General features: G+C 71.6%; 21 protein-coding genes. 11 read left to right on the top strand and 10 right to left on the bottom strand.

Annotated features, from left to right (window positions below; genetic code table 11):
• Window positions 1-56: 56 nt before the first annotated feature.
• From ccsB to hemL, 7 genes are all read right to left on the bottom strand, one after another.
• Window positions 57-1,139 carry a c-type cytochrome biogenesis protein CcsB gene (ccsB, locus tag ACPU2J_RS19665; RefSeq protein ID WP_361591293.1) on the bottom strand — a complete coding sequence of 361 codons (1,083 nt, stop codon included), beginning with the start codon at window positions 1,137-1,139 and terminating at the stop codon, window positions 57-59.
• Entirely contained in the window at window positions 1,136-2,860 is a 1,725-nt protein-coding gene (resB, locus tag ACPU2J_RS19660) for a cytochrome c biogenesis protein ResB (RefSeq protein WP_361591295.1), read from the bottom strand. The genes ccsB and resB overlap by 4 nt, the downstream gene beginning before the upstream one ends.
• Window positions 2,861-2,872: 12 nt before the next feature.
• Entirely contained in the window at window positions 2,873-3,646 is a 774-nt protein-coding gene (locus tag ACPU2J_RS19655; protein WP_361591297.1) for a cytochrome c biogenesis CcdA family protein, read from the bottom strand.
• Window positions 3,647-3,650: 4 nt separating this feature from the next.
• Window positions 3,651-4,277 carry a TlpA family protein disulfide reductase gene (locus ACPU2J_RS19650; RefSeq protein ID WP_423833729.1) on the bottom strand — a complete coding sequence of 209 codons (627 nt, stop codon included), beginning with the start codon at window positions 4,275-4,277 and terminating at the stop codon, window positions 3,651-3,653.
• An 86-nt stretch (window positions 4,278-4,363) separates the two neighbouring features.
• On the bottom strand, window positions 4,364-5,584 hold the full coding sequence (locus tag ACPU2J_RS19645; protein WP_423834986.1) for a hypothetical protein: 1,221 nt from the start codon (window positions 5,582-5,584) through the stop codon (window positions 4,364-4,366).
• A gap of 159 nt (window positions 5,585-5,743) precedes the next feature.
• Entirely contained in the window at window positions 5,744-6,442 is a 699-nt protein-coding gene (locus tag ACPU2J_RS19640; protein ID WP_420079965.1) for a histidine phosphatase family protein, read from the bottom strand.
• A complete protein-coding gene (gene hemL / locus ACPU2J_RS19635) occupies window positions 6,439-7,761 on the bottom strand; it encodes a glutamate-1-semialdehyde 2,1-aminomutase (protein WP_361591301.1) in 1,323 nt (440 codons plus the stop codon). The genes ACPU2J_RS19640 and hemL overlap by 4 nt, the downstream gene beginning before the upstream one ends.
• A 133-nt stretch (window positions 7,762-7,894) precedes the next feature.
• On the opposite strand from hemL, the gene ACPU2J_RS19630 reads away from it, so the two are divergent.
• Both ACPU2J_RS19630 and ACPU2J_RS19625 read left to right on the top strand, forming a co-directional pair.
• Window positions 7,895-8,494 (top strand): hypothetical protein, encoded by a 600-nt coding sequence (locus tag ACPU2J_RS19630; RefSeq protein WP_361591303.1) that lies wholly within the window; start codon window positions 7,895-7,897, stop codon window positions 8,492-8,494.
• 58 nt (window positions 8,495-8,552) lie between these two features.
• Complete coding sequence (locus tag ACPU2J_RS19625; protein ID WP_423833728.1) at window positions 8,553-9,155, top strand: GNAT family N-acetyltransferase; 603 nt, start codon at window positions 8,553-8,555, stop codon at window positions 9,153-9,155.
• Here the strand turns inward: ACPU2J_RS19625 and ACPU2J_RS19620 are convergent.
• A complete protein-coding gene (locus tag ACPU2J_RS19620; RefSeq protein ID WP_423834985.1) occupies window positions 9,139-10,035 on the bottom strand; it encodes an NADP-dependent oxidoreductase in 897 nt (298 codons plus the stop codon). The two genes, ACPU2J_RS19625 and ACPU2J_RS19620, sit on opposite strands and share 17 nt — an antisense overlap.
• 149 nt (window positions 10,036-10,184) lie before the next feature.
• Here ACPU2J_RS19620 and ACPU2J_RS19615 point away from each other — a divergent pair, with 149 nt between their 5' ends.
• Window positions 10,185-10,601 carry a winged helix-turn-helix transcriptional regulator gene (locus tag ACPU2J_RS19615; RefSeq protein WP_361591306.1) on the top strand — a complete coding sequence of 139 codons (417 nt, stop codon included), beginning with the start codon at window positions 10,185-10,187 and terminating at the stop codon, window positions 10,599-10,601.
• A 42-nt stretch (window positions 10,602-10,643) separates the two neighbouring features.
• The gene (locus tag ACPU2J_RS19610; RefSeq protein WP_423833727.1) at window positions 10,644-11,372 is read left to right on the top strand and encodes a Mut7-C RNAse domain-containing protein; all 729 of its coding nucleotides are present in this window, start codon (window positions 10,644-10,646) and stop codon (window positions 11,370-11,372) included.
• 101 nt (window positions 11,373-11,473) lie between these two features.
• Here the strand turns inward: ACPU2J_RS19610 and ACPU2J_RS19605 are convergent, their stop codons facing one another.
• A complete protein-coding gene (locus ACPU2J_RS19605) occupies window positions 11,474-11,929 on the bottom strand; it encodes a hypothetical protein (protein ID WP_423833726.1) in 456 nt (151 codons plus the stop codon).
• A gap of 148 nt (window positions 11,930-12,077) precedes the next feature.
• Between ACPU2J_RS19605 and ACPU2J_RS19600 the strand changes: the two genes are divergently transcribed.
• The 4 genes from ACPU2J_RS19600 to ACPU2J_RS19585 all read left to right on the top strand — a co-directional run bounded on the left by ACPU2J_RS19600 (window position 12,078) and on the right by ACPU2J_RS19585 (window position 15,067).
• Window positions 12,078-12,413, top strand: coding sequence for a YnfA family protein (locus tag ACPU2J_RS19600; protein ID WP_420079968.1), 336 nt, complete (start codon window positions 12,078-12,080; stop codon window positions 12,411-12,413).
• Between the two features lie 62 nt (window positions 12,414-12,475).
• On the top strand, window positions 12,476-13,240 hold the full coding sequence (locus ACPU2J_RS19595; protein ID WP_365495545.1) for an SDR family oxidoreductase: 765 nt from the start codon (window positions 12,476-12,478) through the stop codon (window positions 13,238-13,240).
• Between the two features lie 99 nt (window positions 13,241-13,339).
• Entirely contained in the window at window positions 13,340-13,924 is a 585-nt protein-coding gene (locus tag ACPU2J_RS19590; protein ID WP_420079969.1) for a Uma2 family endonuclease, read from the top strand.
• Between the two features lie 309 nt (window positions 13,925-14,233).
• On the top strand, window positions 14,234-15,067 hold the full coding sequence (locus tag ACPU2J_RS19585) for an LAGLIDADG family homing endonuclease (protein ID WP_423833725.1): 834 nt from the start codon (window positions 14,234-14,236) through the stop codon (window positions 15,065-15,067).
• A 63-nt stretch (window positions 15,068-15,130) separates the two neighbouring features.
• Here the strand turns inward: ACPU2J_RS19585 and ACPU2J_RS19580 are convergent, their stop codons facing one another.
• Entirely contained in the window at window positions 15,131-16,324 is a 1,194-nt protein-coding gene (locus tag ACPU2J_RS19580; RefSeq protein ID WP_389070760.1) for an RtcB family protein, read from the bottom strand.
• Between the two features lie 190 nt (window positions 16,325-16,514).
• On the opposite strand from ACPU2J_RS19580, the gene ACPU2J_RS19575 reads away from it, so the two are divergent.
• The 3 genes from ACPU2J_RS19575 (at window position 16,515) to ACPU2J_RS19565 (ending at window position 19,853) form a co-directional block, all read left to right on the top strand.
• A complete protein-coding gene (locus ACPU2J_RS19575) occupies window positions 16,515-17,426 on the top strand; it encodes a DUF3558 domain-containing protein (RefSeq protein ID WP_423833724.1) in 912 nt (303 codons plus the stop codon).
• Between the two features lie 113 nt (window positions 17,427-17,539).
• Window positions 17,540-18,322 (top strand): DUF3558 domain-containing protein, encoded by a 783-nt coding sequence (locus ACPU2J_RS19570; protein ID WP_420079973.1) that lies wholly within the window; start codon window positions 17,540-17,542, stop codon window positions 18,320-18,322.
• Between the two features lie 133 nt (window positions 18,323-18,455).
• Window positions 18,456-19,853, top strand: a complete 1,398-nt coding sequence (locus tag ACPU2J_RS19565; RefSeq protein ID WP_423833723.1) for a DUF2637 domain-containing protein — start codon at window positions 18,456-18,458, stop codon at window positions 19,851-19,853.
• Window positions 19,854-19,914: the final 61 nt, after the last annotated feature.

Below are 19,914 nucleotides of genomic sequence, written 5' to 3'. Positions count from 1 at the left end.
TGTGGTGAGCCGGCGCGTCCCCCGGGGACGCGCCGGCACCGGCCCGCGGCGTCCGGTCAGACGCCCGCGTAGGAGTGCTTGCCGCTGAGCAGGATGTTGACGCCGTAGTAGTTCCAGATCCAGCAGGCGAACGCGAACAGCGCCAGGTAGGCGGCCTTGCGGCCCTTCCAGCCGGCGGTGGCCCGGGCGTGCAGGTAGCAGGCGTACGCCACCCAGGTCACGAAGGACCAGACCTCCTTGGGGTCCCAGCCCCAGTAGCGGCCCCAGGCGTCGCCCGCCCAGATCGCGCCCGCGATGATCGTGAACGTCCACAGGGGGAAGACGGCCGCGTTGATGCGGTAGGCGAACTTGTCGAGGGAGCCCGCCGAGGGCAGCCGCTCCAGGACGGACGAGGCGAACCGGCCCGGCGTGCCGCCGCCCGCGATCTTGGCCTCGTAGGAGTCGCGGAAGAGGTAGAGGACCGTGCCGGCCGCGCCGAGGTAGAAGACCGCACCGCAGAAGATCGCCGTGGAGACGTGGATCCACAGCCAGTACGAGTGCAGCGCCGGGACGAGCTGGTCGCTCTCGGTGTAGAGCCAGGTGACCGCGATGCCGAGGTCCAGCAGGACGGTCGTGACCAGGATCAGGCCGAGCCAGCGGACGTTCTTCTTCAGGGCCAGGAGGACCAGGTACGCGCCGACGGCCACCGTGGAGAAGGTGATCGAGAACTCGTACATGTTGCCCCAGGGGGCGCGCTCCACCGACATCGCGCGGGTGACCACGCCCGCCGCCTCGACGAGGAAGGCGAGCGCCGTCAGCGAGACCGCGATCCGCCCGTACAGGTCGCCCTGCACGGTGCCGCCGGCCGCACCGGGGCCGTCGGGCACGTCACGGGTGCCGGCCCCGGAGCGGGTGGTGACCTTGGGCCGGTCCAGTACGGCGGTGGCCCCGCCCTTCCCGCGGACCTGCACGGCCGGGGCCGCGGCCTGCGCGCCGCCCGTCAGCGCGGCGGCCGTGCGGCCCACCTTGCTGCGGCTGCCGAAGGTCCACTCGGCGATGTGCGCGAAGAAGGCGAGCGTGTAGACCGCCATCGACGAATAGATCAGATAGTTGCTGATCTCGGCCAGGTTCTCGTTGGCTGCGGCTGCGAGCGGCGTCATCCGCGCTCTCCTTCAGGGGTTTCTTCGACGGGTTCGGCGGGCGTCGCGGTCGGCGCCTGTTGGTGCAGCGTGGCGGCGAGGTCCGCCAGTTCCTGGGGGAGCCGGGCGGACTCGCTGCGCCCGAGGCCCGCCATCTCCACGACGGTCACGCCGTCCTTGCCCTCCACCGCGCGCACCCAGATCCGGCGGCGCTGGATGAACAGCGATCCGGCCAGGCCCGCGATGGCGGCGATCGCACCCGCGAGGGCGAGGCCGCTGCCGGGCTGCTGGGTGACGGAGAAGGTGGCCCACCGTTCGATGCCCTCGAACTTCACGGTGCCCGCGCCGTTGGGCAGGGTCATCGTGTCGCCCGGCGCCATCTTCTGCTTGAACTGCTGGCCCGACTCGTCCTTGAACATCTCCATCTTGGAGGTGTCGAGCCGGTAGACGTTCTGCGGCAGGCCCGAGTCCACGCCGAGGCTGCCGTGCCAGGCGTTGAGCATGAGCTGCGGGTTCAGCAGGGCGGGGAACTGCGAGAACATCGTCCCCTTGCCCTCGCCGGCGAAGGTCGGCACGAAGACGGCGTTGAAGCCGAGCTGCTCCTGCTTGCCGTCCTTGTCCTTGTAGCCGTCGGTGACCTTGATGGCTCCGGTGGAGGTGAGGTTGCCGTCCTGCGGGAGGACCGGGACGGCGTCCTTGTAGATCACCTTCCCGGTGGGGTCGGTCACCGAGATGACCGGCGCGTAGCCGTGCCCGAGCAGGTAGACCTTGGACCCCTCGATCTCCAGGGGCTCGTTGACCTGGATCTCACGCTTCTCCGGCGTGCCGTGGGCGCCCTCGGTGAGGGTGACGTACGCCTTGAAGTCGCGCGGGGTGCCCCGCTGCGGGCCGCCCATCTCGTAGGTGGCGTCGAAGCGGTCCAGCGTGAAGCTGAAGGGCGGCAGGTCGTCCGGGTGGAAGAGCGTGCCGGGCTTGAAGTCGTCGTACTGGGTGAGCGTGTTCGAGAAGCCGCTGCCGCGCAGGACCAGCTTGCCGCCCTCGGACTTGAAGTACTGCCCCCAGGCGAAGGCCACCAGCATCACGATCAGCGCGACGTGGAAGAGCAGGTTCCCCGCCTCGCGGAGGTAGCCCTTCTCCGCGGCGACGTGGCCGGTACCCGGCTCGGTGCGGAAGCGCTTCGAGGAGAGCAGCGCGTTCGCGTACGAGAGGACCTCGTCGGGGGTCTTCGCGGTGCGCCAGGTGGTGTGGGCGGGGAGCCGGTCGAGCCGCCGGGGGGCGGCCGGCGGGCGGCCGCGGAGCTGGCCGACGAACTGCCAGGCGCGCGGGACGATGCAGCCGATCAGCGAGACGAACAGCAGCAGGTAGATCGCGGAGAACCACACCGAGCTGTAGACGTCGAAGAGCTGGAGCGCCTCGGCGGCGCCGACGAAGGAGGGGTTGTCCTTCTTCCACTGGGCGACCTTCAGCGCGTCCACGTTGGTCTGCGGGACGAGGGAACCGGGGATGGCGCCCAGGGACAGCAGGAACAGCAGGATCAGCGCCACCCGCATGGAGGTGAGCTGCCGCCAGAACCAGCGGGCCCAGCCGGTCACGCCGATGCCGACGGGACCGCTGTCCTCGACGGGGGCGGTGGAGAGCTGGGCTCCGGCGTCGCCGAGCGCCGACTCGCCGGACGCGGGGGGCCCGGCCTGCTCGACGGGCTCGTGCGGCGTCCCGGTGGACGCCTTGTCTGTCGTACTCATTCCGTCAGTTCCTCAGATCCCCACCGTGAAGCTTTGGGTCCAGCTCTGCATGTCGGTGACGATGCTGTCCCACAAACCTGTGACGAGCAGCAGGCCCGTGAGGATCAGCATGCCTCCGCCGATCCGCATCACCCATGCATAGTGCTGCTTCACCCAGCCGAATGCACCGAGCGCCTTGCGGAAGGCGATCGCGGCGAGGATGAAGGGCACGCCGAGACCCAGGCAGTAGACGACCGTGAGCAGCGCGCCGCGGCCGGCGCTCGCCTGATCGATGGAGAGGGTGTTCACGGCCGCGAGGGTCGGGCCCATGCAGGGGGTCCAGCCCACACCGAAGAGCACCCCGAGCAGGGGCGCACCCAGCAGGCCCGCCGTCGGCTTCTTGTGGAAGCGGAACTCCCGCATCGTCAGGCCCGGGATCGCCCCCATAAAGAACAGGCCGAGGACGATCACCAGGGCGCCCAGCACCCGGGAGATGATCGCCTTGTTCTCCTGGAGCTCGGAGCCGAAGTAGCCGAAGAGGGCGCCGGTGGAGACGAAGACCGCGGTGAACCCGGCCACGAACAGCCCGGCCCCGGCCAGCATCCGCCCGCGGCGGGCCTCGGCGAGGTCGGCGCCGCTGACGCCGGTCACGTAGGAGAGGTAGCCGGGGACCAGCGGCAGGACGCAGGGCGAGAAGAAGGAGACCAGTCCCGCGAGGAGCGCGATCGGCAGCGCCAGCAGCAGCGCCCCGTTCAGGACCGTCTGGTTCACACCGGTGGCCTCGGCGGCCAGGACGTACTCGACCACGAGGTCACTGCTCCGCGAGGACGGGGTCGATCATCGAGCGCAGCTGCTCCTCGCCGAGGGGGGCCAGGGTGCGCGCGGCGATCCTGCCCTCCTTGTCCAGGACGAGCGTGGAGGGGATGGCGTTCGGGTTGAGGCTGCCCTTGGGGAAGCGGAGCAGGAGCTTGCCGTCCGGGTCGTAGAGGCTCGGGTAGGTGATCCCGAAGGTCTCCTCGAAGGAGGCGGCGTTCTGCTTGCTGTTGTCGCGGACGTTGATCCCGACGAAGACGACGTCCTTGCCGGCGTCGGCGAACTCCTTGGAGACCTTCGCGAAGGAGGGGGCCTCGGCTCGGCACGGGGGACACCAGGAGCCCCACACGTTGAGGACGACGACCTTGCCCTTGAGGGCCGTGGTGTCGAGGGTCTTGCCGTCGACCGTCTCGCCGTCGAGCTTGGGGGCCTCGGTGCGCTCGCCCTTGGCGGAGGTCGAGACGCCGCTCGCGCCCGTCACGTAGTTGCCGCCGGTGCCGGTCGGCTTGCCGCTGTCCGCACCGCCGCACGCCGTGAGGACGAGGGCGCCGGTGACGGTCACCGCGGTCAGCAGGAGGGCACGTCCGCCGGTCGAGCGGCGTCGGGGGGCGCGGCTAAGGCTCATGTGAAAAGTTTCGCATGACCGGTTCCGCGATCTACCGCGCCCCCCGCCCACCTGTCAATGCCCTGGTCAGGGGATGGGCAGCTCCGTCAGGCCGCGGTGAGGTACGACATCCAGCCGCCAACGGGTGCCTCTCCGGGGCCCAGTCGGCGGAGCCGGGCGAGCACCGCCGGGTCCTGGACGTCCAGCCAGTCGGCGAACTGCCGGAAGGATACGAGCCGTACATCCTTTTTGTCCGACATGCTCTTCAGGGCCTCCTCGGCGGCGTCCATGTAGATGCCGCCGTTCCACTCCTCGAAGTGGTTGCCGATGAACAGCGGCGCCCGGTTCGTCTCGTACGCCCGCCGGAAGCCCCCCAGGTAGGTCTCCGTGGCCTGGGTGCGCCAGGCCGGGTAGTGGGCGGGCACGCCCTTCGTGGTGTTCTTCGACTGGTTCGCGAGGATGTTGTAGTCCATCGAGAGCACCTCGAAGGAGTGCCCGGGAAAGGGCAGGGACTGCAACGGCAGGTCCCAGAGCCCCTCGGTGCGCTCCGGCCAGACCTGCCGGCCGCCGGGCGAGCCGGCGTCGTAGCGCCAGCCCAGCTTCCGCGCGGTCGGCAACAGACGGTCCCGGCCGAGCAGGCACGGGGTGCGGGAGCCGGTCAGCTCCTTGCGGTAGTCGAAGGGCAGCGGCGGGAGATCGGTGAAGCCGGTGTTCGTCCGCCAGCCGGTGACGAAGGACACGGCCTGGTCCGCCTCGCTCTGCCAGTCGGCCGGGCTCCAGCGGCCCACGGAGCCGGCGCCCCCGCAGAAATGGCCGTTGAAGTGGGTGCCTATCTCATGGCCGTCGAGCCAGGCCTCACGCAGGTGGACGAGGGTGGCGCGGACGTTCTCGTCCTTGAGGTAGCCGATGTCCGAGGCGCCGACCGGGTTGTTCGGCGGCCGGTACAGGCTCTTCTTCGCCTCGGGCAGCAGGTAGATGCCGGAGAGGAAGAAGGTCATGGCCGCGCCGTGGTCCCGGGCGAGCCGGAGGAAACGCGGGAAGAGGCCGTTCCCGACCTCCCCCGCGCCGTCCCAGCTGAAGACCACGAACTGCGGCGGCGTCTCGCCCGGCTGGAGCGGCACGGGCGCGGGCGGCTGGTGCGGCTGCGGCCCGGTGTCCGCGGTGGACCCGTCACCGATCGGCCGGGCCTGCGGGGTCGCACCCGGCTTCGGATTCCTCATCGCGCCCGGCGCCCCCGAGCCGCCGACCAGGCCGCAGCCCGCCAGCCCCGCCCCGGCCGCGGCCCCGAGCCCCAGCCCCAACAGGCCCCTCCGGCCCACTCCCCTGATGTCGCGCACATCACCCTCCCGGCGTCACCACCGCACCCCGGCACGAGGTCCGCTTCGGCGGAGGATGCGGCCGGACGCGTGTGCTGGAAGGCTGATTCCCGCGCATCTCGTCTTCAGTTGGGATGATCTGTAACGCTTCGTAACAGACCCTCGAAGGCCTCAGGCGCCGAACGCCTTCGACTTCCCCTTCACCGGCTTGGCACCGGCCAGCAGATGGGCCGGGACCAGATCCCGGGCCGGCTCGCCGTACCCCACCGACACCAGGGCGTCCCCCTGGAACGTGAAGGACGTCACCGAGGCGAGCGTGCACTGGCGGCGGCGCGGGTCGTGCCACAGCCGGCGCTTCTCCGCGAAACTCCGCACGATCCAGATCGGCAGCTGGTGGCTGACCGCGACCGCCTCCCGGCCCCGGGCCGCGTCGCGCGCCGCCTCCAGCGCGCTCATCATCCGGACCACCTGCTCCACGTAGGGCTCGCCCCACGACGGCTTGAACGGGTTCGTCAGGTGCTTCCAGTTGCCCGGCTTGCGCAGCGCGCCGTCCCCCACACCGAAGGTCTTGCCCTCGAAGACGTTCTCCGCCTCCAGCAGGCGCGAGTCCGTCGCCAGGTCCAGGCCGTGGACCTTCGCGATCGGCTCCGCCGTCTCCTGCGCCCGCTCCAGGGGCGAGGACACCACGTAGGCGATGTCCCGGCTCTTCAGGTGCTCGGCGACCCGGTCCGCCATCTGCCGGCCCAGCTCCGAGAGGTGGTAGCCCTGGCGGCGCCCGTACAGGACCCCGTCCGGGTTGTGCACCTCGCCGTGGCGCACCAGGTGCACGACGGTCAGGTCGGACGCCGTGCCACGGACGTCGTTGCTCATGCGGTGGCCTCCGCGGCGGCCCGGGCGGCGGCCGGCAGCGCCGCCGCGACACGCTCGATCGCCTTCTCGTCGTGGGCGGTGGAAACGAACCAGGACTCGAAGGCCGACGGCGGCAGGTAGACGCCCTGCGCCAGCATCGAGTGGAAGAACGCATTGAAGCGGAAGCTCTCCTGCCGCTTCGCGTCGTCGTAGTTCCGCACCGCGTCCGCGGTGAAGAAGACGGAGAACATGTTGGACGCGGTCTGCAGCCGGTGCGCCACGCCCTCCTTCGCGAGCGCCGCGGTGACCAGACCCTGGATCTCCGCCGACACCGCGTCGACCTTCTCGTACGCCGCCGCGTCCAGCAGACGCAGCTGCGCCAGGCCCGCCGCGGTCGCGATCGGGTTCCCGGACAGCGTGCCCGCCTGGTAGACCGGACCGGCCGGAGCCAGGTGGCCCATCACGTCGGCACGGCCGCCGAAGGCCGCCGCCGGGAAGCCGCCGCCCATGACCTTGCCGAAGGTCATCAGGTCGGGCTTCACACCGTCGACCCCGTACCAGCCCGCCCGCGAGGTGCGGAAACCGGTCATCACCTCGTCCGAGACGTACAGCGCGCCGTTCTCCCGGCACAGGTCCGCGAGCCCCTGGTTGAAGCCCTCCGCCGGAGTGACCACGCCCATGTTGCCGGGCGCCGCCTCCGTGATCACGCACGCGATCTCGCCCGGGTGCGCGGCGAAGGCCGCCCGCACCGCTTCCAGGTCGTTGTACGGCAACACGATCGTGTCGCCGGCCTGCGCCCCCGTCACGCCCGGGGTGTCCGGCAGGGCGAAGGTGGCCAGTCCGGAACCGGCAGCGGCCAGCAGCGCGTCCACGTGACCGTGGTAGCAGCCGGCGAACTTCACGACCTTGGCGCGACCGGTGAAGCCGCGCGCCAGCCGGATCGCCGACATGGTCGCCTCCGTCCCGGAGGACACGAGCCGCACCTGCTCCACGGGCTCGATGCGCGCCACGATCTCCTCGGCGAGCGCCACCTCGCCCTCACCGGGCGTACCGAAGGACGTGCCGCGGGCGACCGCCGCCTGGACCGCCTCGATCACCTCGGGGTGGGAATGGCCGAGGATCATCGGTCCCCACGAGCACACGAGGTCCACGTACTCCCGGCCGTCGGCATCGGTGAGGTACGGACCGGTGCCGGACACCATGAACCGGGGCGTACCGCCCACGGCGCGGAAGGCGCGCACAGGAGAGTTCACGCCGCCGGGGGTCACGAGGGAGGCGCGCTCGAAGAGCGTCTGCGAAACTGGGGCTTCATACGGGTACGGGTAGCTCACACCAGCCATGGTCTCAGAGGCCGCGACAGACTTGCGGGCGGGCGTTTCACCGCGTCGCCGCGGGGGAGGTCACTGCCATGATGATCAGGCTGCGTGGCGGGGTCCGCGGGGCCGGGGCCAGCAAGACCAGTCGGGTGGAGATATGCAACGCGGTGGTGGACCGGGCGAGGGTAAGGACGGCCTCGATCCGCAGCGCGCCCGCGAGGCCCGCCGCAGGGGCAAGCACCGCCGCCGCGCCACGGAGGCGGCCGACGCCGTCCCCGAGCCCACGACGCCACCGGAGGACCTGCCCCGGGGCCGCGGCATGGGAGTGACGTACAAGTACTTCGGAGCCCCGGACGGCGCCACCGCGGCGCGGGTCCCGGTGACCATGCGGCCCGAGGAGCTCGGCGGCGACGAGCTCGGCATGGGCGGCCTCTTCACCAAGATCAAGCCGGAGACGATGGCCGCCATGGTCCTCACCGGCATCGAAGGCATACCCCTCCACAAGGTGCCCCCGCTGGAGCTGGTCGTCCTCCACCCCGACTACGCGGTGGTCAAGCTGCCCACGACCGTGGTCGACCCGCTGCGCGGCATCGGCGAGGAATCGGTCGGCGCCGCCGCCTTCATCTGGTCCACGGTCCCCGACCGCGGCGGCCCCAGCGACGCCTTCAACGTCTACCAGCTCCTCCACGAATGGCAGGACTTCAGCCACCGCCTCCACGAGGCGGGCCACCAGCCCTACTGTCTGGTGTGGCCCTGACCGGCTCCCGTTTCCACGGCGGACCACCCCGCCCGCGCCCCTTCCGTAGGGTGGGCCCATGGAAGGACGGGTACGCCTGCTGCCGTGGTCCGAGAGCGACTTCTGGCTGCTGGAGCGCGCGAACGAACCGGCGATGACCGAGCACCTCGGCGGCCCCGAGTCCCCCGCGAAACTCCTCGACCGACAGCGCCGCTACGAAGCCCTCGGCGCCCGGGAGCCCGCCGCAGGACGGATGTTCCGCATCGAATGGCTCACCCCGGACCACGGGTCCGGCCACCCCGGCCCCGACGCCCCCGCCCGCCCCGCCGGCCCCTCCCCCGCACCGGCCGTGCCCGTCGGCTCGATCGGGTTCTGGGAACGCGAGTGGCGGGGCGAGGCCGTCTACGAGACCGGCTGGGCCGTCCTGCCCGAGTTCCGGGGCCGCGGCCTGGCCGCGGCCGCCCTCACCGAACTCCTCGCCCACATCGGCGCCCACGGCACCCGCGACAGCGTCCACGCCTTCCCCGGAACCGACCACCCGGCCTCCAACGCCGTCTGCCGGCGCGCCGGCTTCACCTACCTGGGCGACGTCGACTTCGAATACCCGCCCGGCGTCCCCCACCCGTCCTGCGACTGGCGCCACCGCGTGACACCGCGCACCGGGATCACACCGTCAGGATGATCCGGCCCCGCACCCCGGGCACACCCAGCCTGGCGTGCGCCGCGGCCGCCTCGGCGAGCGGGAAGGTCTCCGCGACCCGCAGGGTGAGCACGCCCTCGTCCACCAGGGACACCAGCCGGCCCAGCAGCTCCCCGTCCGCGGCGACCTGCTGCTCCTCGACCCGGATGCCGCGCTCCGCCGCCGGCGCGTGGTGCGGGATCAGGCCCACGTAGACCCCGCCGTCGCGGACGAACGCCAGGGCCTGCCCGCCCAGCACCGCCGCGTCCAGCACCCCGTCCACCGGCGCAGCCGGCGCCCCGCCGCGCGGGACGAACACGGCCGCGCCCAGCGACCGTACGAGCTCCTCGTCGCCCGGGCCCGCCAGGGCCGTCACCACCAGCCCGGCCCGCGCCGCGAGCTGGACCGCGAGACCGCCGACGATCCCCGCGGCGCCCGTGATCAGCACCGAGGACCCGGGAGCCAGCCCCAGCTGGTCCAGGGCCCGGGCCGCGGTCAGACCCGGCAGCGGCAGCGCCGCCGCCTCCACGGTGCCCACGGCGGCCGGCGCGGCCGCCACCGCGCCGGCGTCGAGCACCACGTACTCGGCGTGCGTCCCCAGCGGCTTCACCGTCCCGTGGTGCAGGCCCACCACCCGGTCGCCCGGACTCCAGCCCGCCACCCCCGGGCCGGTCCCGTCGACCACCCCGGCGACGTCCCAGCCCAGCCCGATCCGCTGCCCGGCCCCGCCGAAGACCCCGGCCCGGACCGCGCCGTCCACCGGGTTGAGGCCGGCCGCCCCGACCCGGACCCTGACCTGCCCGGCCGCCGGCCGCGGCACCGCCACCTCGGCGATCCCGACCCGCTCCGGCCCGCCGAACTCCGTCACCACGGCCGCCGCCATCGTCCGCTCGCCCATCGCTCTCCCCGTCCCAAGTCCGTTCCGCCGGGCGCTCGTTCACCCGTTCCCGATGAGCACTAACCTAGGGAGAGGTACTCTCCATCCGTAAGTAGGCACCCCAAGGTGCGTACCCGACCCGGAAGTGGGCACCCATGGCCACCACCACCGCCGCAGCCCGCCGCGAGGAAGCCCGCGCCGCCTACGACGCCTTCCTCAGGGAATGCCCCACCGGCCAACTCCTCGCCCGCATCAGCGACAAGTGGGTCGGACTCGTCGTCAGCGCCCTCGCCCAGGCCGACGACCGCTCCCTGCGCTACAGCGACCTCGGCCGCAAGATCCCCGGCGTCAGCCAGAAGATGCTCACCCAGACCCTGCGCTCCCTCGAACGCGACGGACTCGTCACCCGCCACGTCACCCCCACCGTCCCCGTCCGCGTCGACTACCGCCTCACCGACCTCGGCAGCAGCCTCGCCGCCCTCCTCTCCTCCGTGAAGCTCTGGGCCGAGAACCACTTCGACGAGGTCAGCACCCATCGCGAGGCCTACGACCGGGCCGCGGCCGCCTCCTGAAAATCAGCCGCGACCACCCCCCGGCAATGGCATGCTGACAGGGTGAACGGACCCGGCATTCAGCTCACCCTCGCCCCCGAACTGCGCCTCTTCGCCCCGCCCAGCCGGCGCGCCGACCGCGTACCGACCCCCACCGACGGCGCCTCCAGCCTCGGCCACGTCGTCGAGTCCGCCGGAGTCCCGCTCACCGAGGTCGGCCGACTCCTCGTCGACGGCCACGAGGTCCCCACCTCGTACGTGCCCCAGGACGGCCAGGACGTGGAAGTCCTCGGCGTCGCACGGCCCCAGCGCATCGAGGGCGCACCCCTGCGCTTCCTCCTCGACGTCCACCTCGGCACCCTCGCCCGCCGCCTGCGCCTGCTCGGCGTCGACGCCGCGTACGAGAACGAGGACATCGGCGACCCCGCACTCGCCACCCGCTCCGCCGCCGAACGGCGCGTCCTGCTCTCCCGGGACCGCGGCCTGCTCCGCCGCCGCGAGATCTTCGCCGGCGCCTACGTCTACAGCGACAACCCCGACGAGCAACTGCGCGACGTACTAGGCCGGTTCGCGCCCGCCCTCGCCCCGTGGACCCGCTGCACCGCCTGCAACGGGCAGCTGCACGAGGCCGACAAGGACAGCGTCGGCGACCGCCTCGAACACGGCACGCAGCGCACCTACGACGTGTTCGCGCAGTGCGGCGCCTGCGAGCGCGTCTACTGGCGCGGCGCCCACCACGCCCGGCTGGAACAGATCGTCGACGAGGCCCTCGTCGAATTCGGCACCGCCTGAGGGCTTCGGCCGCCCGAGGTCCGCGGCCGGGCGGACGCTCCGCCCGGCCGCGGACCCGACAGGTGACGGCCCTCAGGGCCCCGGCCCCCGACTCCCCGGGCCTAGAAGGCGTAGGTGTCGCCCGTGTCCAGGGCGAGCACCACGTGCTCGTTGTTGGCCCGGTTCCGGTCCGTGGCTCCCCCGTTCCACCAGGTGTCCACGCGCACCAGCACCTCCGGGGCACGCTCCCGCATCTCCAGCACCAGCCCCACGTGCCGGCCCCGCCCGTGCAGCGGCAGCGGCCCCGTCTCGCACACCACCTCGCGCAGCCCCGCCCGCGCGCAGCCCTCCGCGAGCCGCTGCCGGTCCGCGAGGTCCCCCGAGAGCCGCACCCGCAGCGTCGCGTTCGGCAGCGCCGCCGGCCCGTCGTTCTCGGGGACGAGCCAGACCCTCAGCTGCGTCCCGGCCAGGGCGACCCGGCCGTGGTACGCCACATCGGCCTCCGGCCCGGCCCATCCGGACCCCACCGCCTGGACCGACCCCGGCGCCACCGCGCCGAGCGCCAGCAACCCGGCCACCACCACACTCCGTACGGCGCCACGGCGCACCGCCACCACCTCCTGCTCGGCTCTCGCGCGGAGGCTAGCCCCGGCCGGCCCCCGCCAGTCGGACCATCACACGAACGAGGGCGCGCCCACGCCCATCCGGACTGCGTACCTTTGAGCCATGCCGATCGCCCGCTCCGTCGCCCTCTTCGCCCTTGCCGCCCTCCTGGAGATCGGCGGCGCCTGGCTCGTCTGGCAGGGCGTGCGCGAACACAAGGGCTGGGCCTGGATCGGCGCCGGCGTGATCGCCCTCGGCCTCTACGGCTTCGTCGCCACCCTCCAGCCCCAGGGGGACTTCGCCCGCGTCCTCGCCGCCTACGGCGGGGTCTTCGTGGCCGGCTCCCTGGCCTGGGGCGCCGTCGCCGACGGCTACCGGCCCGACCGCTGGGACATCGTCGGCGCCCTCGTCTGCCTCGCCGGAATGGCCCTGATCATGTACGCCCCGCGCAGCCGCTGACCCGGCCGGCCGTGCCTATGCTGGCGGGTAATCGTCCGTACGAACGACCGAGGAGCCCGCACATGAGCACGGCCGCCACCCGAACCGCCGTAGTCACCGGCGCGAGCAGCGGCATCGGCGCGGCCACCGCCCGGCAGCTCGCCGCCGCCGGCTACCACGTCGTCCTCACCGCCCGCCGCAAGGACCGCATCGAGGCCCTCGCCGCCGAGCTCACCGCGGCCGGCCACTCCGCCGCCGCGCACCCCCTCGACGTCACCGACCGCGCCGCCGTGGACGCCCTCGCCGCCTCCCTCGACCGCTGTGACGTCCTGGTCAACAACGCGGGCGGGGCCATCGGCGCCGAGCCCGTCGCGACCGGCGACGCCGCCGACTGGCGAACCATGTACGAGGTCAACGTCATCGGCACGCTCAACGTCACCCAGGCCCTGCTGCCCGCCCTCACCGCCTCCGGCGACGGCACCGTCGTGATCCTCTCCTCCACGGCCGGCCACGCCACCTACGAGGGCGGCGCAGGCTACGTCGCCGCCAAGAACGGCGCCCGCGTCCTCGCCGAGACCCTCCGCCTGGAGATCGTCGGCCAGCCCGTGCGCGTCATCGAGATCGCCCCCGGCATGGTCAAGACCGAGGAGTTCGCGAAGACCCGCTTCCGCGGCGACGCCGAGAAGGCCGAGAAGGTCTACGCGGGCGTCGCGCAGCCCCTGTCCGCCGACGACGTCGCCGACACCGTCACCTGGGCGGTGACCCGCCCCAGCCACGTCAACATCGACCTCCTGGTGGTCCGCCCCCGCGCCCAGGCCTCGAACACGAAGGTCCACCGCGAGCTCTAGGGGAACCCCGGCGGATCCGGTCCGTACGGGTGAATCCGCGCGAATCGCCAACGGGCCCGGCTACGCTCCGAAAGCGTGGGTCACGAAGGGGAGGAAGCTATGGCCGTGATACAGCACGAGATCACGATCGCGGCGGCCGCCCATCGACTGTCCAAGGAGCTTCCCAGGCACCGAGTGGAGATTCTCCACGGGAGGCTCACCGTGACACCACCGGCCGACGGGCGCCACGCACGCACGCTGACCCGGCTGGTCGTGGCCTTCCACGAGGCCGGGGCGGCGCAGGCCGGGCTCGACTTCCTGCAGGGCATCGGCATCTGGCTGCCGACCGGCCCGGACGACTACGCCATCCCGGACTTCTCCCTGGTCGAAGCGGACTTCCTGGGGGCGAAGGGAAGGAACAACTGCTACGCGCCGGACGTGTTCCGCCTGGTCGTCGAGGTGACCTCGTCGAACTGGTCGGACGACCTCGGCACCAAGGCGGAGAGCTACGCCGCGGCCGGCGTCCCCGTCTACGTCATCGCCGATCGGCACCACGACGAGGTCGTCGTCTGCCGGGACCCACGCGGAGGCACGTACAGGCTCCGCACCTCGCACAAGCGGGGCACCTCCGTCAGCATCCCGGAGGACATCGGCGTGTCCCTCGAACTGTCCGTCGACCTCCTCCTCGACGGCGCCACCGACTGAAGCGCGCGAAGGGCCCGCACCGGTCGCCGTGACCGGTGCGGGCCCTTCGCGTCCCCCGACGTCCGCGTGGGGCCTCAGCCCTTGACGCAGATGACCTGCTTGAGGTTGGTCACGAGAAACGGAAGTTCACCCTCGGGCGACGCTCAGCACCGGACCCCGGCATTCCGCCATGCGTTCGAGTGAACGGCATCCGTTCGTCCCGGCACACGCAGGGCCCACACCTAGGTTCAGCGTCGACGCGAAACGGCCCCCGGACGGAATGGCAGTCCCGGCCGGGGGCCTCACCCACCAGGAAGAAAGAGCTTCCTCATGGCCGACCAGGACCCTAACGCCCCCGCGCGCTTCATGGACCTCCAGGCCCCCCGCTACGCCTACATGTTCGGCTTCCTCCAGGCCGACGGGCACCTCTCGGAACAGAGCCGACAGCGCGGACGCCTCACCGTGGAACTCAACGTCCGGGACGTCGCCCTGCTGCACGAGTTCCGGCGCCTCACTCCGTACAACAGCTCCGTCGTCGAACGCGCCCGGAGTACGAACTTCAGCTCCTCGTCACGCACTGCCGTCTGGGCGGTCTCCGCGCACGAAGCCCGCACCGTCATCAACGAGCTCGGCGTTCCCTACGGACGCAAGTCCAGAATCATCGCGCCGCCCCGCACCGAATTCTCACGCCGGGACTATGTACGCGGCCTGATCGATGCGGACGGATCGGTCGGGTACACCGGGAAGGGCCATCCCTTCGTCTCCCTGACCACCGCGAGCACCGCGATCGGGGCCTACCTGTGCGACTTCGCCAGGAAGGTCACCGGAGCGGAACGCACCATCAAGCGCAACGCCCGAGACGGCGTCTACAACATCCTCTACACCAACGAAACCGCCGTCCAGCTGGCCTCACACCTGTACTACGACGGCTGTCTGGCCCTGGAGCGCAAGATGTTCTCGGCGGCGTCCCTGAGCACGTGGGTCCGGCCTGCGGACATGCCCAGGGCGGCGCCCCGCCGGCGCTGGACCACGGCGGAGGACCTCAGACTCCTCGAGCTCGGCGACCCCGTCGCCGCGGCCGCCCCCTTGGGCCGCACGGAGTCCGCATGCAGGCAGCGCCTCACACGCCTTCGCACCGGCCGCGGCCCCTGGCTCCAGCACTGAGCGACACACGAAGGCCCGGGACCCTCAGGGTTCCGGGCCTTTCGCTGCCCGCCCGGAGACAGGTCAGCCCTTGACGCAGATGATCTGCTTGAGCTTGGCCACGACCTGCACCAGGTCGGTCTGCTGGTCGATGACCTGCTCGATGGACTTGTACGCACCCGGGATCTCGTCCACGACGCCCGAGTCCTTGCGGCACTCGACGCCCTTGGTCTGCTCCGCCAGGTCCCGGGCCGAGAAGCGCTTCTTCGCGGCGGTCCGGCTCATCTTCCGGCCCGCGCCGTGCGAGGCCGAGTTGAAGGACTTCTCGTTGCCGAGGCCCTTCACGATGTACGAACCCGTCCCCATCGAGCCGGGGATGATCCCGTAGTCGCCGCTGCCGGCCCGGATCGCGCCCTTACGCGTGACCAGCAGGTCCATGCCGTCGTACCGCTCCTCCGCCACGTAGTTGTGGTGGCAGCTGATCTCGCGGTCGAAGGACACCTTGGCCTTGCGGAACTCCCTACGGACGACCTCCTTGAAGAGGCTCATCATCGCCGCGCGGTTGTACTTCGCGTACTCCTGGGCCCAGAAGAGGTCGTTGCGGTACGCCTCCATCTCGGGCGTCGCCGCGAGGAAGACCGCCAGGTCCCGGTCGACCAGGTTCTGGTTGTGCGCGAGGCCCCGGGCCACGTCGATGTGGTGCGCGGCGAGCTCGTTGCCGATGCCCCGGGAGCCGGAGTGCAGCATCAGCCAGACCGAACCTGACTCATCGAGACAGAACTCGATGAAGTGATTCCCGGATCCGAGCGTTCCGATCTGCTTCGTGGCACGTTCCTGACGGAACTTGACCGCATCGGTGATGTAGTCGAACCGCTTCCACAGGTCCGCGTACCCCTCGACCGAGAACCCGTACAGCCGCTCCGGGTCCACCGCCTCCCGATGCATCCCCGCGCCCACCGGGATCGCCCGCTCGATCTTCGAGCGGAGTCCGGACAGGTCCCCCGGCAGGTCGTTCGCCGTCAGGGAGGTCTTCACCGCCGACATTCCGCAGCCGATGTCCACGCCCACCGCCGCCGGGCAGACCGCGTCCTTCATCGCGATCACCGAGCCGACGGTGGCCCCCTTGCCGTAGTGGACGTCCGGCATCACGGCCAGCCCCTTGATCCACGGAAGCGCGGCGGTGTTGTGCAGCTGCCGCATCGCGCTGTCCTCGACCGACGCCGGGTCGGTCCACATCCGGATCGGGACCTGCGCCCCCGGTACCTCTACATACGACATAAGGAATCAATCCCCCGAAAACATCAGAAAAGTCAGAATGCGCAAAAGCCTCGCTCTTGATCCCAAATACGACAGGGGACCGGCGCCAGCACCAGCGTGTGCGATAGACATTGTGTCCATCCGCGCCCAAGTCGCGGCAACGCAATTTCCGGACCGGCGGAGGGCCGCGGGTCGAAGGGAGCCAGTGGACGTGCAGCGCAAGGCAGCGGTACGGCGAGTCCTGCCCGGCATCGCGATGCTCACCGCGCTCGCGGCCGGTGCGGTCGGCCTGACCGGGTGCACCGACGGCGGCGACGAGGGGGGCCCCAGCGACTCCAAGGCCGGCGGCAGCTCCGCCGCGCCCGCCCAGCCCGGCAAGTACCGCAGCCTGCCGGCGCCCTGCAAGGCCGGTCTCGACAGCAAGAAGCTCAAGGCGATGCTCCCGGTGCCGGAGTCCTTCACCCCCGAGCAGCGCGACCAGCTCTACGCGGGCGTCGCCGACTCCTCCTACGACGGCGACCGGCACGTCGGCTGCCGCTGGACCTCGCAGACGCCCGAGGAGACGCGGCTGCTGTCGGTCGGCTTCGAGCGCGTGGTCTCCTACGACCGGGCCGTGGCCAGCGACGACGACAAGGCCAAGCAGGTGTACGTGCGCCGGCTCACCGACGCGCGCCTGCCCTTCCCCGGCCCCGCCACCACCCCGAGCCCGGGGGCTCCCGGCGCCACGGCCTCCACGCCGCCGCCCGCCGGGCAGTCGGCCGCGACCCCTCCCCCCGCCGGGGCGCCCTCCTCGGGCACGCCCTCCTCCGGGGCGCCCTCCGCGGGCACCCCGGCCACCGGCACCCCGGCTCCCGGCACCAGCCCGTCCCCGCAGCCCGAGCTCGGCTCGCGCGTGCTGGAGGGCCTGGGCACCGAGGCGTTCCTGGAGGACAAGCTGAGCCCCGCGGGGGCCACGGCGGCGCAGTCGCGGACCGTGCGGATTGTGTTCCGTACCTCGAACGTCCTCGTCACCGTCGAGTACAGCGTGCAGCCGGCGGCGCCCGGCACGATCCCGCCGAGCGCCGAAACCCAGGACAGGACAAGGCAGTTGGCCCAGGCGCTCGTCGAGCGCTTCAACGAATGAGCGGTGCGTGCCGCACCCCGGCGTGACGGCGCGCACAGCAGGCGGGCACCCGGTCGGGCTACGGTTGCACGGGTCCCGTGTCCGAAGAAGACCCCCAACGCACTGAAGGAAACATGCACCGATCAGCCTCGCGCCTCACCCGCGTTCTCGCCTGCGCAGCCGTCCCGGTGATCCTCACCGTGGCCGGGTGTTCCTCCGACTCGGGCAAGGACTCGGCCGGGAAGGACGGCGACAAGAAGTCCGGTTCGTCCGCGTCTTCGAAGCCCGGCGAGAAGTCCAAGCCGGAGCTGGAGAAGGCCGCCTTCGCCACCCTGCCGGATCCCTGCAAGGCGATCCAGACGGCGACGATAGGCACCCTCGTCCCGGAGGCGAAGGACAAGAACGGCACGGCGACGAAGTCGAACGACCTGGCCAGCCGTGCCAGCTGCTCCTGGAACGGCCTGGACGAGGACGGTCTGAAGGGATCGCAGTACCGCTGGCTGTCCCTCTCCTACTTCCGCAACGACTCGCACGCCTCGCTCGGCAGCGCCAACAAGCGGGCCGAGGAGCAGTACAAGAAGCAGGTCGAGACGGCGAAGACCTCCGAGGGCGCGCAGAACGTCAAGGCGGAGGAGGTCGGCGGCATCGGCGACCAGGGCACCTCGGTCGTCTACACGGTGAAGAAGGACGTCGACTTCTTCAACACGACGATCGTGGCGCGCACGCAGAACGTGGTGGTCACGCTCGACTACAACGGTGCGGCCTACGAGGGTGCGGGCGCCCCGGACCAGGCGAAGCTGCTCCAGGACGCGATCGCGGCCGCCAAGGAGGCCGTCGCGTCGGTGGAGACCGCGAACAAGCAGCCGGCCCAGCAGCCGGAGCAGCAGCCGCAGTCGCAGTCGCCCCAGCCCCAGTAGGCGGCGGGGGCCGGGCGGGGCCTCCTGGGGCGCTGACATCCGGTCACCCGTACGCTGTGCCTGCCGCAGCTCGGTAAAGGCTCGGTAAGGACACAGCGCTCGGTTTGTGCTCGACAAGGGGAGGGGATCGCGGGTGGCCGCGATGCAGCTGACTCGTACGCACCGAATACTCATCGGTGTCGTCGTCGCCGGAGCCGTCGTTATCGCGGGCATCGGCTTCGCGGGCTCGTACGCCGCGGTGCGCGAGCTCGCGGAGAAGAAGGGCTTCGGCAGCTTCTCCCTGGTGTTCCCCATCGGCATCGACGCGGGTATCTGCGTGCTGCTGGCGCTGGACCTGCTGCTGACCTGGATGCGGATCCCGTTCCCGCTGCTGCGGCAGACGGCGTGGCTGCTCACCGCGGCGACGATCGCCTTCAACGGTGCGGCGTCGTGGCCGGATCCGCTCGGTGTGGGCATGCACGCGGTGATCCCGATCCTGTTCGTGGTGACGGTGGAGGCGGCCCGGCACGCGGTGGGCCGGATCGCGGACATCACCGCGGACCGGCACATGGAGGGCGTGCGGATCACGCGCTGGCTGCTTTCACCGATCCCCACCTTCAAGCTGTGGCGGCGGATGAAGCTGTGGGAGCTGCGCTCCTACGAGCAGGCCGTGACGATGGAGCAGGACCGGTTGATCTACCAGGCGCGGCTGCAGGCGCGGTACGGGCGGTTCTGGCGGCGGAAGGCGCCGGTGGAGGCGCTGATGCCGTTGAAGCTGGCGCGGATCGGTGTGCCGCTGTCGGAGACGGCGCCGGAGGCGCTGGCGATGACGGGCATCGACCCGGCGGTGCTGCCGCCGTTGGAGGACTCGCTCGCGGCGGCCGCCCCGGCGCTGGAGGCGGGCGGGCCGGTGCGGGAGGCGTCGTCCCCGCAGCAGGTCACCGTGGCGGCGCAGGCCGGGGAACAGGCCGGGGAACAGGCCGGGCCCGCGCAGCAGGCGCAGCACGATCCGCGGATGCAGCAGGAGCTGCGGGCGCAGCAGGAGCTGCAGTTGCAGCAGCTGCAGGCGATGCAGCAGATGCAGGCCGGTGCGGGGCACGTCCCGCCGGCGTTCGCCGTGGACCCGACGGCCATGCCCGCGGCCCACAACAGCGCCTGGTTCGCCGCGCCGAAGGCGCCGCAGGCCGCGTACGAGGGCGGCTACAACCCGCAGTACGTGGAGGGCCTGGAGCCGACCCCGGTGCTGCCGCCGATGGGCCCGGAGGAGGAGCACTCGCAGCAGGCGCCCGTACCGCAGCCCCGCCAGGAGGCGGCGCCGGCGGTGGAGGCCGAGGCCGACGGGGACGCGGAGAAGTTCGCCGAGGCGGCGTACGAGGTGTTCCGCACCCACCTGGCGGAGAGCGGCGAGCTCCTGACCGCGGAGCAGCTCGACATACTGCTGGCGGACCGCTACGGGGTGGTGCATCCGCGCAGTGCCTCGCTGATCCGCAAGATCTACCCGCAGCTCAAGCAGCGCTACCACAGCGAGCTGGAGAACGAGCACATCGCCTAGTGCCCGTCGTCCGGCGGATCAGAGCCGCGCGCGACGTGAAGGGCCCGCACACCCCGGGGGT

It is taken from the genome of Streptomyces manipurensis, from assembly GCF_049570255.1.
Taxonomy (GTDB): domain Bacteria; phylum Actinomycetota; class Actinomycetes; order Streptomycetales; family Streptomycetaceae; genus Streptomyces; species Streptomyces manipurensis.
Note: the sequence above shows the minus strand (reverse complement) of the source record. Positions and strands in the feature narration are given on the sequence as shown.

Bases quoted from the DNA above. Each gene is read 5' to 3' on its own strand.
- ACPU2J_RS19590 (WP_420079969.1), top strand. From the start codon at position 13,340: ATGGCCGTGATACAGCACGAGATCACGATCGCGGCGGCCGCCCATCGA.
- ACPU2J_RS19570 (WP_420079973.1), top strand. From the start codon at position 17,540: ATGCACCGATCAGCCTCGCGCCTCACCCGCGTTCTCGCCTGCGCAGCC.
- ACPU2J_RS19580 (WP_389070760.1), bottom strand. From the start codon at position 16,324: ATGTCGTATGTAGAGGTACCGGGGGCGCAGGTCCCGATCCGGATGTGG.
- ACPU2J_RS19595 (WP_365495545.1), top strand. From the start codon at position 12,476: ATGAGCACGGCCGCCACCCGAACCGCCGTAGTCACCGGCGCGAGCAGC.
- ACPU2J_RS19625 (WP_423833728.1), top strand. From the start codon at position 8,553: ATGGAAGGACGGGTACGCCTGCTGCCGTGGTCCGAGAGCGACTTCTGG.
- ccsB (WP_361591293.1), bottom strand. From the start codon at position 1,139: ATGACGCCGCTCGCAGCCGCAGCCAACGAGAACCTGGCCGAGATCAGC.
- resB (WP_361591295.1), bottom strand. From the start codon at position 2,860: ATGAGTACGACAGACAAGGCGTCCACCGGGACGCCGCACGAGCCCGTC.
- ACPU2J_RS19650 (WP_423833729.1), bottom strand. From the start codon at position 4,277: ATGAGCCTTAGCCGCGCCCCCCGACGCCGCTCGACCGGCGGACGTGCC.
- ACPU2J_RS19585 (WP_423833725.1), top strand. From the start codon at position 14,234: ATGGCCGACCAGGACCCTAACGCCCCCGCGCGCTTCATGGACCTCCAG.
- ACPU2J_RS19600 (WP_420079968.1), top strand. From the start codon at position 12,078: ATGCCGATCGCCCGCTCCGTCGCCCTCTTCGCCCTTGCCGCCCTCCTG.
- ACPU2J_RS19630 (WP_361591303.1), top strand. From the start codon at position 7,895: ATGCAACGCGGTGGTGGACCGGGCGAGGGTAAGGACGGCCTCGATCCG.
- ACPU2J_RS19640 (WP_420079965.1), bottom strand. From the start codon at position 6,442: ATGAGCAACGACGTCCGTGGCACGGCGTCCGACCTGACCGTCGTGCAC.
- hemL (WP_361591301.1), bottom strand. From the start codon at position 7,761: ATGGCTGGTGTGAGCTACCCGTACCCGTATGAAGCCCCAGTTTCGCAG.
- ACPU2J_RS19620 (WP_423834985.1), bottom strand. From the start codon at position 10,035: ATGGCGGCGGCCGTGGTGACGGAGTTCGGCGGGCCGGAGCGGGTCGGG.
- ACPU2J_RS19615 (WP_361591306.1), top strand. From the start codon at position 10,185: ATGGCCACCACCACCGCCGCAGCCCGCCGCGAGGAAGCCCGCGCCGCC.